General features: G+C 69.9%; 6 protein-coding genes. All 6 read left to right on the top strand.

Translation table 11 applies throughout. The features are described from left to right. Window position 1: 1 nt before the first annotated feature. The 6 genes from ACT2CW_RS08330 to ACT2CW_RS08305 all read left to right on the top strand — a co-directional run bounded on the left by ACT2CW_RS08330 (window position 2) and on the right by ACT2CW_RS08305 (window position 15,111). On the top strand, window positions 2-10,252 hold the full coding sequence (locus ACT2CW_RS08330) for an amino acid adenylation domain-containing protein (protein WP_445516092.1): 10,251 nt from the start codon (window positions 2-4) through the stop codon (window positions 10,250-10,252). Window positions 10,253-10,272: 20 nt separating this feature from the next. Continuing rightward, complete coding sequence (locus tag ACT2CW_RS08325) at window positions 10,273-10,842, top strand: hypothetical protein (RefSeq protein ID WP_164431773.1); 570 nt, start codon at window positions 10,273-10,275, stop codon at window positions 10,840-10,842. A 552-nt stretch (window positions 10,843-11,394) separates the two neighbouring features. Next, window positions 11,395-12,000 (top strand): hypothetical protein, encoded by a 606-nt coding sequence (locus ACT2CW_RS08320; protein WP_445516091.1) that lies wholly within the window; start codon window positions 11,395-11,397, stop codon window positions 11,998-12,000. Further along, window positions 11,997-13,151 carry an HlyD family efflux transporter periplasmic adaptor subunit gene (locus ACT2CW_RS08315; protein WP_445516090.1) on the top strand — a complete coding sequence of 385 codons (1,155 nt, stop codon included), beginning with the start codon at window positions 11,997-11,999 and terminating at the stop codon, window positions 13,149-13,151. Before ACT2CW_RS08320 ends, ACT2CW_RS08315 begins: the two co-directional genes overlap by 4 nt. Then, window positions 13,148-13,912: an ABC transporter ATP-binding protein gene (locus tag ACT2CW_RS08310; protein ID WP_445516089.1), complete on the top strand. Its 765-nt coding sequence runs from the start codon at window positions 13,148-13,150 to the stop codon at window positions 13,910-13,912. The genes ACT2CW_RS08315 and ACT2CW_RS08310 overlap by 4 nt, the downstream gene beginning before the upstream one ends. Then, window positions 13,909-15,111 (top strand): ABC transporter permease, encoded by a 1,203-nt coding sequence (locus ACT2CW_RS08305; RefSeq protein WP_182469548.1) that lies wholly within the window; start codon window positions 13,909-13,911, stop codon window positions 15,109-15,111. The genes ACT2CW_RS08310 and ACT2CW_RS08305 overlap by 4 nt, the downstream gene beginning before the upstream one ends. The last annotated feature ends 194 nt before the right edge of the window (window positions 15,112-15,305 follow it).

Raw genomic sequence — 15,305 nt, 5'->3', positions numbered from 1 at the left:
GATGACCGACTCCGCTCTGGTGGGGGTATGGCCGCTGTCGCCGCTACAGGAGGGCCTGCTGTTCCATGCGGTGTACGACGAGGAGGGCATCGACGTCTACGTCGAGCAGATGATCACCGGCCTGGAGGGCAAGCTCGACTCCGCGGTGCTACGGGCGTCCTGGCAGGCGCTGCTCGACCGCCACGAGAGCCTGCGCGCGGGCTTCCAGCGGCGCGCCTCCGGGGCCCCGGTCCAGCTCGTCATGCGCCGGGTGACCCTGCCGTGGCGGGAGGAGGACCTGTCCGGCCTGGAGGCGGAAGCGGCCCGTGCCGAGTCGGAGCGGTTGGGGATCGAGGAGCGGGAGCGGCGTTTCGATCTGGCGGTGCCGCCGTTGCTGAAGGTGTTGCTGGTCAAGGTCGGGCCGGATGAGTACCGGATGATGGTGACGCTGCATCACATCCTGCTGGATGGGTGGTCGCTGCCGGTGCTGATGCGGGAGTTGTGGACGTGTTACGAGGCCGGGGGCAGCGCACACGGTCTGCCGCCCGTCACCCCGTACCGCGAGTATCTGGCCTGGCTCGCCCGCCAGAACAAGGAAGAAGCCATGGCGGCCTGGCGGAAGACGCTGGCCGGGGCGGATGAGCCCACGCTGGTGGCACCGGCCGAGTACAACGGGGCGCCGGCCCACTCCGCCATGGTGTCCGGCAGGGCGAGCAAGGAGCTGGACCAGGCGCTGCGCGACCTGACGCGCCGCTTCCACGGCCTCACCCTGAACACCGTCGTTCAGGCCGCCTGGGCTCTCGTCGTCGGCAAGCTGACCGGCCGACGGGATGTGGTGTTCGGCGCCAGCGTGGCCGGACGGCCGCTGGACCTGCCGGGCATGGAGAGCATGCTGGGGCTCTTCATCAACACCGTGCCCGTACGCGTGCGCTTCGACCCGGCGCAGTCGGTGGCCGAACTGCTGACGGAGCTCCAGGCCGAGCAGGCGGCGCTGGTGGACTACCAGTATCTGAGCCTCAGCGATATCCAGCGGCAGGCCGGGCCCGGGGCGACGTTCGACACCATCATGGCGTTCGAGAGCTTCCCCTCGGGCACGAACGCGCGGAAGCCGCAGGGCGACAAGCCATCGGCCGACAAGCCATCGGCCGACAAGCCATCGGCCGATAAGCCATTGGGCGATGAGGCCGATCGACGCGGACCGGGCGGCCTGAAGTTCACCGAGCATGGGCTCCGGGAGTCGATCAACTATCCGCTCGGCCTGGTGGTCGGCCCGAGCGGCGGCCTGGGCATGCGGCTGAGCTACCGGCCGGACCTGTTCGACGAGGAGACGGCCCAGGGGATGGTCGACCAGGTACTCCGGGTGCTGGGGCAGATGGCGGCCGATCCGGAGACGTTGGTCGGTCGGCTGGATGTGCTGGGGGAGGTGGAGCGGTCGCGGGTGGTGGCGGAGTGGAATGCCACGGAGGCTGCGCTGCCTGGTGGTTCGGTTGTGGAGCGGTTTGAGGGGTGGGTTGCGGCGGCGCCGGATGTGGTGGCGGTGCGGTGCGGTGAAGAGGTGTTGTCGTACGGGGAGTTGGACCGGCGGGCGAATCGCTTGGCGCAGTTGTTGTGTGCTGTGGGGGTGGGTCGGGAGTCGCGGGTTGCGTTGTGTCTGGCGCGGTCGGTGGACATGGTGGTGGCGGAGTTGGCGGTGTGGAAGGCGGGTGGGGCGTTCGTTCCGTTGGATCCGGAGTATCCGGCCGACCGGCTGGGCTTTGTGATCGCGGACAGCGGGGCCGAGGTGGTCCTGGGCACGGTCGATTGCCTCGATGGCGTCCCGCTCGGCGATGCTCGCGCGGTCCTTCTTGAGGGTGCCGATGCCTTCTCGGCGGAGCCGTTGGGGACGGTCATCGTCCCGGGCCAGTTGGCGTATGTGATCTATACGTCGGGTTCGACGGGGCGGCCGAAGGGTGTGGCCGTCGCTCACGGTGGCGTGGCGAACTTGGCCGAGGCGATGCGTCCGGTGTTGGGGATGGACGCGGGTGTGGTGGCGTTGCAGTTCGCGTCGTTCAGCTTTGACGCCGCTGTTCTTGATGTGGTGGTCACCCTTGCCGCGGGTGGGACGTTGGCGGTGGCGAGTGCGGAGGAGCGTAAGGATCCGCGGGCGTTGGCGGAGATGATCGGCCGGTGTGGGGTGCGGGTGGCGAGCGTGGTGCCGTCGCTGCTCGGGGTGCTGGATCCGGATGCCGTGCCGGGTGTGCGGAACTGGGTGCTGGGTGCGGAGCGGTTGAGTGCGGAGCTGGCTGGTCGGTGGTCTGCGGGTGCGCGGGTGTGGAACACCTACGGGCCGACCGAGGCCACCGTCATCACCACCGCTACCGCGACCGAGCTGAAGGCCGGGTTGGAGGCTGCGCCCCCTATCGGTCGGCCGCTGCCCAACAACAAGGTGTTTGTGCTGGATCCGTTCCTGCGGCCGGTGCCTGTTGGCGTGGTCGGCGAGGTCTATATCGCCGGTGCGGGTCTGGCCCGGGGCTATATCGGTCGGCCGGGGCTATCGGCAGAGCGGTTTGTTGCCTGCCCGTTCGCTGTGCCGGGTGGCCGGATGTATCGCAGTGGCGACCTGGCGAAGTGGACCGCTGACGGTGATCTGGTCTTCGCGGGGCGTGTCGATGAGCAGGTCAAGGTGCGTGGTTTCCGCGTCGAGCCGGGTGAGATCGAGGCGGTGGTGGCTGCCTGCGAGGGCGTGGCGCAGGCCGCGGTCGTGGTCCGGGAGGACGGGCCGGGGGACAAGCGGCTGGTCGCGTACGTGGTCCCCAACGGGGAGCTGGACGTGGCGGCCGTACGCGCGTTCGCGGCCGACCGGCTGCCGGAGTACATGGTCCCGACCGTCGTCGTACTGGATGCGCTGCCGTTGACGGTCAACGGCAAGCTGGACCGCGCGAAGCTTCCGGCGCCTGATGCCACAGTCGCCGTGGCGGGTCGGGGTCCGGCCACCCCGACCGAGGAGATCATCTGCGGGCTTTTCGCCGAGGTGCTCGGCGTGGAGCGGGTCAGTGCCGACGCCTCGTTCTTCGAGCTCGGCGGTGACTCACTCCTGGCGATGCGGCTCATTGCCAGGGTCCGGGCGGTGCTCAACACCCGGATCACCATCCGTGAGCTCTTCACCGCCACCACGGTCGCCCTCCTCTCCCGCCGTATCGAGGAAGAAGGCAGCGCGGAGGGCCGGGCCCGCCCCGCGCTGGTGCCGTGCCCCCGGCCGGACTCCGTACCGCTGTCGTACGCCCAGCGGCGGATGTGGTTCCTCAACCGCCTCGAAGGCGTGGGCGAAGGCGCGGGCTACAACCTGCCATTGGCGCTCCGGCTCTCCGGTGAGCTGGACAGGGGTGCTCTGGAGGCGGCGCTCGGGGATGTCGCCGACCGGCACGAGAGTCTGCGTACGGTCTTTCCCGAGACCGATGGCGAACCGAGGCAGCACGTGCTGGCGGGTGGCGCCGGCCGACCGTCGCTCATGGTCGTGGAAACGACGGAGCAGGAGTTGCCGCAGGTCCTGGCGGCGCACTCCGCCCGGGGCTTTGACCTGAGCGTTGATCTGCCGTGGCGGGCGCGGCTGTTGAAGACGGGGTCGTCGGAGTATGTGTTGTTGATCGTGGCGCATCACATCGCGGTGGATGGTTGGTCGATGGGTGTGTTGGGTCGGGAGATCGGGGTGGCGTATGCGGCGCGTCGGGCGGGTCGTGCGCCGGGGTGGGAGCCGTTGCCGGTGCAGTATGCGGACTATGCGCTGTGGCAGCGTGACGTGCTGGGTGATCTGGAGGACCCGGACAGTGTGATCAGTGGTCAGCTCGGCTACTGGCGTGAGGCGCTGGCCGGTGCGCCGGAGGAGCTCGTCCTGCCCGCCGACCGGCCCCGGCCCGTTGTGTCCTCCTTCCGAGGCCGTTCCATGCCGGTGAGGGTGAGCCCGCAGGTCCACGCCCGGCTGGTGGCACTCGCCCAGCGGGGGCGGGCCACGATGTTCATGGTCGTCCAGGCGGCGCTGGCGCTGCTGCTGTCGCGGATGGGTGCGGGGAAGGACATTCCGGTCGGTACGGCGGTGGCGGGTCGTGGGGATGCGGCCTTGGACGGGCTGGTGGGGTTCTTCGTCAACACGTTGGTGTTGCGGAGCGATGTGGGTGGCGATCCGACGTTCGTGGAGTTGTTGTCCCGGGTGCGGGAGGCGGATCTGGATGCGTATGCCCATCAGGATGTGCCGTTTGAGCGGCTGGTGGAGGACCTTAATCCTGCTCGTTCGTTGGGGCGGAATCCGCTGTTTCAGGTGTCGTTGGGGCTTCAGAGTGCGCCTTCGGGTGAGGGGCGGTTGTGGGATCTGCCGGGGTTGCGGGTGCGTCCGTTCGAGTCGGGGACGGAGGCTTCGGCACGTGTGGATCTGGCCCTGGACCTGGCCGAGCACCGCGACGGCGATGGCAATCCGGGCGGGATTGCCGGCGCGTTTCTGTATGCCACCGATCTCTTTGACGAACGGACGGTGGAGGTGCTCGCCGAGCGTCTGGTGCGGGTGCTGGAGCAGGTCGCCTCGGATCCTGCGGCTCGGGTGAGTGAGGTCGCCGTGCTGGGCCCGGGCGAGCGGGCGCGGGTACTGGTGGAGTGGAACGCCACCGAGCGAGAGGTTCCCGTACGGCCGTTGGGTGAGCTTTTCGACGCACGGGCTGAGCTGTCACCGGATGCGGTGGCGGTGGTGGGCGCTGGTGGTGAGGAGTGGTCGTACGCGGAGCTGCGGGATCGGTCGGATCGGGTGGCGGGGGTGTTGGCCGCGCGGGGTGTGGGGCGCGGTGATCTGGTCGCTGTGGTGTTGGAGCGGTCGGTGGATGTGGTGGCGGTGTTGCTGGGGATTGCCAAGGCGGGGGCTGGGTTTGTGCCGGTGGATCCGGCGTATCCGGTGGAGCGGATCGGGTGGATGGTCGAGGATTCGGCGCCTGCGTTGGTCCTCTGCTCGGAGGGGACTCGGGGGTTGGTTCCGGCCGGGGTGGAGTGCTTGGTGTGGGATGCGGCGGACGTGGTGGCGGAGTCCGCGCCCGCGATCTCGGTGGATGTCGACGATGTGGCGTATGTGATCTATACGTCGGGTTCGACGGGCCGTCCGAAGGGCGTGGCGGTGACGCATCGCGGTATCGGGAACCTGGCGGCTGCGCAGATCGAGCGGTTCGCGGTGGGTGCTGATGCGAGGGTGTTGCAGCTGGCGTCGTTGAGCTTTGACGCTTCGGTGTGGGAGTTGTTCATGGCGCTGCTCTCGGGCGCTGCTCTTGTGATGGTGGACTCGGACACGCTTCCGCCCAATGGGTCGTTGAGCGAGGTGGTGGCGGAGTTCGGTGTCACGCATGTGACGGTGTCGCCGTCGGTGCTGGCCACGGTGGAGGAGTTGCCCGAGAGCCTTGGCACGGTGGTGGTGGCCAGTGAGGTGTGCCCGCCGTCGTTGGTGGCGCGGTGGGCGCCGGGGCGGCGGATGGTCAATGCGTATGGGCCGACCGAGGTCACCGTGTGCGCGACGATGAGCGAGCCGCTGGAGGCGTCCGGCTCGGGCCCGGTGCCCATCGGCCGTCCGAACCCCAACACCGCTGTCTATGTGCTGGACGAGCGTTTCCAACCGGCCCCCGTGGGGGTGCTGGGCGAGCTGTATGTCGCGGGTCCGGGCCTTGCACGTGGCTATCTCGGTCGTCCCGGGTTGACGGCGGAGCGCTTTGTCGCGTGTCCGCTCACGGGTGGGCGGATGTATCGCACGGGTGACTTGGCCAAGTGGACCGCGGACGGCCAGCTCGTCTTTGGCGGTCGCGTGGACGAGCAGGTCAAGGTGCGTGGTTTCCGTGTCGAGCCCGGTGAGATCGAGACCGCTCTCGCCGCTCACCAGGGTGTTGGTCAGGTGGCGGTGATCGCTAGGGAGGACCGTACGGGGGACAAGCGGCTGGTCGCCTACATCGTGCCGGATGACGCCGTGGATGTGCCTCAATTGCGCGCGTTCCTCGCTGACCGGCTGCCCGACTACATGGTCCCGGCCGCGTTTGTGATGCTTGACGCGCTGCCCATCACGGTGAACGGCAAGCTGGACCGGGCCGCTCTTCCCGCTCCCGACTTCACCGGCGCGGCAACGGCGGGACGTGGCTCGGAGACGCCGACCGAGGAGCGCCTGTGTGCCCTCTTCGCGGAGGTGTTGGGCCTTGAGGAGGTGGTGAGCGCCGAGGCGTCGTTCTTCGAGCTCGGTGGCGATTCGATCCTGGTGATGAAGCTGATCGCCCAGATCCGGGCCGCATTCGGCGCCGAGGTCAGCATCCGTGCGCTGTTCACCGCTTCGACGGTGGCCGACGTGGCCCGGCTGCTCGACGGTGCGGAGGACGGCACCGCCCAGCAGGCGCTGACCGCCCGGCCGCGCCCGGAGGTGCTGCCACTGTCGTACGCCCAGCAGCGGATGTGGTTCCTCAACCGGCTCGAAGGCGTCGGCGACGGTGCGGTGTACAACCTCCCGCTGGCGCTCCGGCTCTCCGGTGAGCTGGACAGGATTGCTCTGGAGGCGGCGCTCGGGGACGTGGCCGACCGGCACGAGAGTCTGCGTACCGTCTTTCCCGAGACCGCTGGTGAACCGCGTCAGCATGTGCTGGCGGGCGAGGCGGGTCGGCCGCCGCTGATCGTGGTGGAGACGGCGGAGGAACATCTGCGGGAGGTGCTCGGCGGCTATGCCGCCCGGGGCTTTGATCTGAGCGTTGATCTGCCGTGGCGGGCGCGGCTGTTGAAGACGGGGTCGTCGGAGTATGTGTTGTTGATCGTGGCGCATCACATCGCGGTGGATGGTTGGTCGATGGGTGTGTTGGGTCGGGAGATCGGGGTGGCGTATGCGGCGCGTCGGGCGGGTCGTGCGCCGGGGTGGGAGCCGTTGCCGGTGCAGTATGCGGACTATGCGCTGTGGCAGCGTGAGGTGCTGGGTGATCTGGAGGACCCGGACAGTGTGATCAGTGGTCAGCTCGGCTACTGGCGTGAGGCGCTGGCCGGTGCGCCGGAGGAGCTCGTCCTGCCGACCGACCGGCCCCGGCCGGCGGTGCCGTCCTTCCGCGGTGGCGAAGTGCCGATCGCCATCACCGCGGAAACCCACGCTCGGCTCACGGAACTCGCCCAACGGGGCGGGGCGACGATGTTCATGGTGATACACGCCGCCATCTCCGCACTGCTGTCGCGGATGGGTGCGGGGAAGGACATTCCGGTCGGTACGGCGGTGGCGGGTCGTGGGGATGCGGCCTTGGACGGGCTGGTGGGGTTCTTCGTCAACACGTTGGTGTTGCGGAGCGATGTGAGTGGTGATCCGACGTTCGTGGAGTTGTTGTCCCGGGTGCGGGAGGCGGATCTGGATGCGTATGCCCATCAGGATGTGCCGTTTGAGCGGTTGGTGGAGGATCTCAATCCGGTGAGGTCGTTGGGGCGGAATCCGCTGTTTCAGGTGTCGCTGGGGCTTCAGAGTGCGCCTTCGGGTGAGGGGCGGTTGTGGGATCTGCCGGGGTTGCGGGTGCGTCCGTTCGAGTCGGGGACGGAGGCTTCGGCGCGGGTGGATCTGGCCCTGGACCTGGCCGAGCACCGCGATGGCGACGGCAATCCGGGCGGGATCCGCGGCGCGTTCCTCTATGCCACCGACCTCTTTGACGAACGGACGGTGGAGGGGCTGGCCGAGCGGCTGGCGAGGTTGCTGGACCAGGTGGCGGCCGACCCTTCCGCTCGGGTGAGTGAGTTCGCGGTGCTCGATGGCGCGGAGCGGGTCCGGGTGCTGGAGGGATGGAACGCCACCGAGCGGGACGTTCCCGTGCGGCCATTGGCTGAGTTGTTCGACGCACGGGCTGAGCTGTCACCGGATGCGGTGGCGGTGGTGGGCGCTGGTGGTGAGGAGTGGTCGTACGCGGAGCTGCGGGATCGGTCGGATCGGGTGGCGGGGGTGCTGGCCACGCGGGGTGTGGGGCGCGGTGACCTGGTCGCGGTGGTCCTGGAGCGGTCGGCCGATGTGGTGGCGGTGTTGCTGGGGATTGCCAAGGCGGGGGCGGGGTTTGTGCCGGTGGATCCGGCGTATCCGGTGGAGCGGATCGGGTGGATGATCGAGGATGCCGGGCCGGTGCTGGTGGTGTGCTCCGAGGAGACTCGGGGGTTGGTTCCGGACGGGGTCGAGTGCCTGGTGTGGGATCAGTCCGTGGTGGCGAAGGCACCCCGGGCGCCGGTGGTCTCCCTGAGCGTGGACGACGTGGCGTACGTGATCTACACATCGGGGTCGACGGGCCGGCCGAAGGGTGTGGCGGTGACGCATCGCGGTATCGGGAACCTGGCGGCTGCGCAGGTCGAGCGGTTCGCGGTGGGTGCTGATGCGAGGGTGTTGCAGCTGGCGTCGTTGAGCTTTGACGCTTCGGTGTGGGAGCTGTTCATGGCGCTGCTCTCGGGCGCCGCCCTGGTGATGGCGGACCAGGACATGCTCCCGCCCAACGGCTCGCTGGGCGCGACCGCCACGGCGCTGGGCGTCACGCATGTGACGGTGTCGCCGTCGGTGCTGGCCACGGTGGAGGAGTTGCCCGAGAGTTTGGGCACGGTGGTGGTGGCCAGTGAGGTGTGCCCGCCGTCGTTGGTGGAGCGGTGGGCGCCGGGGCGGCGGATGGTCAATGCGTATGGGCCGACCGAGGTCACCGTGTGCGCGACGATGAGTGAGCCCCTGGAGGCGTCCGCCTCGGGCCCGGTGCCCATCGGGCGGCCCCTCACCAACACCCGGGCGTTCGTCCTCGATGAGCGTCTCGCCCCCGTCCCCGCAGGCGTGATGGGTGAGCTGTATGTCGCGGGTCCGGGCCTTGCACGTGGCTATCTCGGCCGCCCCGGGCTGACCGCGGAGCGCTTCGTCGCGTGTCCGTTCACGGGTGGGCGGATGTATCGCACGGGTGACTTGGCCAAGTGGACCGCGGACGGCCAGCTTGTCTTCGGTGGTCGCGTGGACGAGCAGGTCAAGGTGCGTGGTTTCCGTGTCGAGCCCGGTGAGATCGAGACCGCTCTCGCCGCTCACCAGGGTGTTGGTCAGGTGGCGGTGATCGCCCGGGAGGACCGTACGGGGGACAAGCGGCTGGTGGCCTACATCGTGCCGGATGGCTCGGTGGATGTGTCCCAGTTGCGGGCGTTTCTCGCTGATCGGCTGCCCGACTATATGGTCCCGGCCGCGTTTGTGGCGCTTGACGCGCTGCCCATCACGGTGAACGGCAAGCTGGACCGGGCCGCTCTTCCCGCTCCCGACTTCACCGGCGCGGCAACGGCCGGGCGTGGCCCGGAGACGCCCACCGAGGAGCGCCTGTGTGCCCTCTTCGCCGAGGTGCTGGGATTGGAGGAGGTGGTGAGCGCCGAGGCGTCGTTCTTCGAGCTCGGTGGCGACTCGATCCTGGTGATGAAGCTGATCGCCCAGATCCGGGCCGTCCTCGGTGCCGAGGTCAGCATCCGTGCGCTGTTCACCGCCCCGACGGTGGCCGATGTGGCCCGGCTGCTCGACGGTGCGAAGGACGGCACCGTCCGCACCGACTCCGACGCCACCGGCCTGTTGCTGCCGCTCCGGACCGAAGGCGACCGGTCGCCCGTGTTCTGCGTCCACCCGAGCACCGGGCTGGGGCGCTGCTACGCGGAACTCACGGACCACCTGCCGCCGGACCGGCCGGTCTACGCGTTGCAGGCCCGCGGCTTCGGCACGGATGAGGCACTGCCAGGGACGGTCGAGGAGATGGCCGCGGACTACGTGGCGAGGATCCGGACCGTGCAGCCGGCCGGGCCCTATCACCTCCTCGGCTGGTCGTTCGGTGGCACCGTGGCCCATGCGATGGCGGCGCTGCTCCAGCAGCAGGGCGAAACGGTGGACCTCCTGGTCAGCCTCGATGGCTACCCCGGTGTAGACGAGGCGGAGCCGACCGGCGAGCCCGTTGACGGGCCTGCCGACGGACCCACCGAAGGGCCCCGCGGCGGTCGGCCCAAGCGGGTGCGGATGCTCTCCGAGATCCAGAGGGTCAACGCCAACAACAACCGGCTCCTCCAGCACCACACGCCCGGCGTCTTCCGCGGAGAACTGCTGCTCTTCGTCGCCACGGAGGGTCGGCCCGCGTCGGCCCCCGCGCCGCTGGCTCCGGACAGCTGGGCGCCGTACGTCGACGGGCATATCGAACCGGTCCGGATCGCCTCCGATCACGACGGGATGCTCACCGGAGAGCCCCTCGAAACGATCGGTCGGCTCATTTCCGCGCAGCTGCTGACGAAGAATTAGGGAGAGGGTGGAGAGAGAGTATGGACGAGAAGGAGAACGCGGCCGCGGGTGAGCCGCCCGAGGGCACGCGCCGCCAGGGCAGATTGGGTATTCTGCTCGTTTCGCTGGGGGCCGCTCTCGCGATCGCGATGGTGGCGGGCGGATTGGGTTTCGCGCTCGGCTCCGACGATTCCCCGAAGTCCTCCGGGAGCGCGGGGGCGGGGGACAAGAAGGCCAAAAGCATGGCCTTCGTCGAATGCCTTCGGGACAATGGCGTGCCGGACTTTCCCGACCCCGCCGCGGACGGCTCCATTCTGCTGGACCCGAGCAGCGGCATAGACGTCAAGGGCGATGCGTACAAGAAGGCGGAGAAAGCCTGCGAGCGTCTGATGCCGGAAGGGCGCCGGGCTTCCCCGCCGCCCGGTGGGATGCCCGATCTGACGAAGTACGTGAACTGCATGCGGAAGAACGGCGTGCCCGAGTTCCCCGACCCAAAGGGCGGCGGCTTCGCCCCCGAGGAGGCCGGGATCGACGTCAAGTCGCCCGAGTTCCGGGACGCCCACAAGGCTTGCCGGCAGAACCTGCCCGCGGGAGCGCCGGGTCCGGCGTAACCCCGCCCGATGCTCAGCCCGGTGTCCTGCCGGATGGCTCCTCCGCCCCGGCCCGCCGAACCACCCGGTACGGCGGCCCGGGGCTTCCGCATGCCGGATGGCCCTGGGGCCTCCGCCTGCCCGGCGCGCTGGGGCCTCCGCCTGCCCGGCGGCCCGGGGCTTCCGCCTGCCCGGTAACCGAGGCTTCCCCGTGCCGGGCGGCCCGGGGTTTCCGCCTGCCCGGCGCCCCGAGGCTTCAGCCTGCCCGGGGCTTCCGCCTGCCCGGCGGCCCGAGGCTTCCGCATACCCGGCGGCCCGAAGCCTCCGCCTGCTCGGCGGCCCGCAGCCTCCGCCTGCCCGGTGCCCTGGGGTTTCCGCCTGCCCGGTGCCCTGGGGCTTCCGCCTGCCCGGCGGCCCGAAGCCTCCGCCTGCCCGGCGTCCCGAAGCCTCCGCCTGCCCCGGCGCGCCAGGCCCCGCACATCTCCTCCCGTAACCCCCACTGAAACCTCGGCGAAACCGCCCCCTCGCTAAAACAGGAGGTACAGGAAATCCCGAAGGAATGGGGACAGTGGCATGGTGGTTATCACGGAGCGGCCGTCGGTTGGCAGTGCCGCACCCAAGAAGAGGCTGCGGCGCACCACCGCACTGGCGGCGCTGCTGACCGGGGTCGCCCTGCTCGCCACTGCCTGTGGCGACAACGACGAGCCCGATAAGAGCGTGGCCAGCGTGGGCTCCGGGAAGAACTCACAGTCCAAGCAGCCGGAGGCCGGCGCACAAGGGGACGGGCTGAAATTCGCGGAGTGCATGCGGAAGAATGGCCTGCCCGATTTCAAGGACCCGAAGCCCGGTGAGGGCATGGGCACCGGAATCGACCCGCAGTCGTCGGAGTTCAAGAAGGCCGAGAAGGCCTGCAAGCAGTACATGCCGGCCCCGCCCCCGCAGGAAGGCGGCGGCGGTCCGGGCGATGTGTGGCCGACCGAGGACAAGCTCAAGTACGCCAAGTGCATGCGCAAGAACGGCGTGCCCAGCTTCCCGGACCCGGACGAGAGCGGTGGCTTCAAGCTGGAGGTCGACCCGACCACTCCGCAGTTCAAGAAGGCGGAGAAAGCCTGCAAGCAGTACCAGCCCGAGTCCCTGCGCAACATGGAGCCCAACAAGCCCGGTGGGAGCTCGGCGTGAGTGCGACCCAGAGCCCGACCGAGGACGAGGAAGCGAGCCCCCCGGAGCGGCAGAGCGCGCCACCACCGGCGCGGCGCAAGCGGCGTGGACTGACCGCGATCGTCGTCGTGGCCATCGTGGTCGCGGCGGGCGCGGGCGTCGTCGTGGCCGATCCGTTCAAGAAGTCCGAGAAGGACTCGTCGACCAGGACCAGCGCCCCCACGGGGCTGGCGAAGGTCACCCAGGGGTCGTTGTCGGCCCGCACCCTGGAGAACGGGACGCTCGGCTACGCGGGCTCGTACGACGTGGTCAACAACGCCAAGGGCACCATCACCAAGCTGCCCGCCGTGGGCGATGTGATCAGCCAGGGCAAGGTGCTCTACCGCGTGAGCGGCAAGCCGGTGGTGATGCTCCAGGGCGCCGCCGAGCCGGTCTACCGCGATCTGGCCTACGGCGCCGAGGGCGCCGATGTGCGGCAGCTCAACGCCGCGCTCGTCAGCCTCAAGTACGCCACCAAGGCACAGATCGACCCCGACTCGGACTACTTCAGCATGCAGACGTACTACGCCCTGAAGGAGCTCCAGGAGGACGTCGGTCTGAAGGAGACGGGTGAACTGTCCCTCGGGCAGGCGGTGTTCCTGCCCGCCGAGGAGGTCCGGGTCATCAAGGCCGGGGCCGTACGCGGTGGCCCGGCCGGGCAGGGGCAGAGCGTCCTCCAGGTCTCCTCGACCAAGCGGCAGGTGACCGTCGAGCTCAACGCCAGCCAGCAGACCGGAGTGGCGGTCGGCGACAAGGTGACCATCACCCTCCCCAACGGCAAGTCGACCGACGGCGAGGTGTCGTCGGTGGGGAAGGTGGCGAAGCAGGCCGACGACAAGACCACCATCGAGGTGCAGATCAAGCCGAAGGATCCGAAGGCCACCGGCGGGCTCGACCAGGCGCCCGTCCAGGTGGCCATCGTCTCCGACACCGTGAAGGACGTGCTGTCGGTGCCGGTGAACGCGCTGCTGGCGCTCGCCGGAGGCGGTTACGCGGTCGAGGTCGTCGAGGCGGGCGGCAAGCACAAGCTGATCCCGGTGCGCACCGGGCTCTTCGACGACAGCGAGGGCAAGGTGGAAGTCAGCGGCGCCGGACTCGAGGTCGGCCAGAAGATCGCGGTGCCCGCGTCATGACCGGCGTGGAGACCGAGACGCGGCCGGTCGACGTCCGGACCGGCGGCGAGGCGGTCCTGCAACTGGAGGACGTGACCAAGGTCTATCCGGGCGCCTCCCCGGTCGTGGCGCTGGACGGGGCCGGATTCACCATCCACCGGGGCGATCTGGTGGCCATCGTGGGCCCCTCCGGCTCCGGCAAGTCGACCCTGTTGCAGGTCATGGGCACCCTGGACCGGCCGACCTCCGGCACGGTACGGGTCGTGGGGGAGGACGCGGCCGCGATGTCCGACCGGGCGCTGGCCGGGCTGCGCGCCACCCGGATCGGCTTTGTCTTCCAGCAGTTCTTCCTGGCCGAACACGCCACGGCGCTGGAGAACGTGGCGGACGGGATGCTGTACTCGGGCGTCCGGCGCCCGGCCCGGCTGTCGGCGGCCGCCGCGGCGCTGGACCGGGTCGGCCTCAGCCACCGGATCCACCACCGGCCGTCGCAGCTGTCGGGTGGCGAGCGGCAGCGGGTGGCGATCGCCCGCGCCCTGGCCGGTGATCCGGCGATCGTGCTGGCCGACGAGCCCACCGGCAACCTCGACAGCGTCGCGGGTGCCGCGATCTTCAAGCTGTTCAAGGAGCTCAACGCCGAGGGCACCACCATCGTCATGATCACCCACGATCGGGAGCTGGCCGCCCGGCTGCCACGCCGGATCGAGGTGCTCGACGGCCACATCGTCGCGGACGTCATGTCGGCGGAGGACCCGCTGGACATCGAGAGGCGGTTGCCATGACCTCCACGGCCCCCGCCCCCGGCCGGCTGCACCCCGCCGACCTGGGCCGGACCGCCAGCGTGGGCCTGCGCACCCGCCGGATGCGGGCCGCCCTTTCGGCGCTGGGCATCGCCATCGGCGTCGCCGCGATGGTGGCGGTGCTCGGGCTGTCGTCCTCCTCGCAGGCCGGGCTGCTCGCCGAGATCGACAAGCTGGGCACCAATCTGCTGAAGGTCACTCCGGGCCAGTCGCTGGGCGGCGGGGACGCCAAGCTCCCCGTCGAGGCGCCGGGCATGATCTCCCGGATCGGCCCGGTCGAGGCGGTGCAGAGCACCGGCAAGACCGACGCCGAGGCGTACCGCAGCCCGCACATCCCGACCCTCAACACCAACTCCCTCTCGGTGAACGCCGCCAGCCTGCGCCTCCCGGCCGCGGTGCGCACCTCGATGGCTCAGGGCCGATACCTCAACGCCGCCACCGCGCGGCAGCCGGTGGCCGTCCTCGGCTGGGACGCCGCCAGCCGGCTGGGCATCTCCCGGATCCATCCGGGCGTGCGCATCTGGGTCGGCGGCCAGTGGTTCTACGTGTCCGGGGTGCTCAAGCCCGCGAAGCTGACACCGGAGATCGACTCGGCGGTGCTGGTGGGCTACGAGGCCGCGAAGAAGTACCTGGACTTCGACGGCCACCCCTCCACGGTGTACGTACGGTCGGACACCGACCAGGTCAAGGAGGTCCGCAACGTCCTGGCCGCCACGGCCAACCCGCAGAACCCCAGCGAGGTCAGCGTCACCCAGCCGTCGGCGGCGCTCGAGGCCCGGGCCGCCGCGCGGTCGGCGCTGGACGGACTGTTCCTCGGGCTGGGGGCGGTGGCCCTGCTCGTCGGGGGCATCGGCGTCGCCAACACCATGGTGATCTCCGTGCTCGAACGCCGCTCGGAGATCGGACTGCGGCGGGCGCTCGGCGCCACCCGCGGCACCATCCGGCTCCAGTTCCTCTCCGAGGCGATCCTGCTCGCCATGCTCGGTGGCGCGGTCGGGGTCGTGCTGGGCACGCTGGCGACGTTCGTCTACGCGGGCGTCAAGGGCTGGGAGACCGTGGTCCCGGTGCTCGCCTGGGCGGGTGGACTCGGCGCGGCCGTGGCCATCGGCGCCATCGCCGGGCTGCTGCCCGCCCTGCGGGCGGCCCGGATGCCACCCACGGAGGCGCTGCGTACGGTCTGAACCGAGCCGCCCGGCACCGTGGTGAATCCCCCGTCCCGGTGCCGGGCTTCGGCCTGCCCGAAACAGGGGAACGGACGTAGGGCCGTGGTCGGACGCGATCGGCGTCGGCCCCGCGTCCAGACGTCCAAGTGCACATTTCCGTAAGGGAGTTGGCTCGCCGAAACTGGGCGGAACCGGTGACGGGGGAGGGCCAT

The sequence above is a fragment of the Streptomyces sp. NEAU-174 genome (assembly GCF_052665095.1).
This window is presented reverse-complemented; position numbering and strand designations above follow the sequence as displayed.

What these genes read in the sequence shown, in the direction of transcription:
- ACT2CW_RS08325 (WP_164431773.1), top strand. Translation starts at nt 10,273, where the DNA reads ATGGACGAGAAGGAGAACGCGGCCGCGGGTGAGCCGCCCGAGGGCACG.
- ACT2CW_RS08305 (WP_182469548.1), top strand. Translation starts at nt 13,909, where the DNA reads ATGACCTCCACGGCCCCCGCCCCCGGCCGGCTGCACCCCGCCGACCTG.
- ACT2CW_RS08320 (WP_445516091.1), top strand. Translation starts at nt 11,395, where the DNA reads ATGGTGGTTATCACGGAGCGGCCGTCGGTTGGCAGTGCCGCACCCAAG.
- ACT2CW_RS08330 (WP_445516092.1), top strand. Translation starts at nt 2, where the DNA reads ATGACCGACTCCGCTCTGGTGGGGGTATGGCCGCTGTCGCCGCTACAG.
- ACT2CW_RS08310 (WP_445516089.1), top strand. Translation starts at nt 13,148, where the DNA reads ATGACCGGCGTGGAGACCGAGACGCGGCCGGTCGACGTCCGGACCGGC.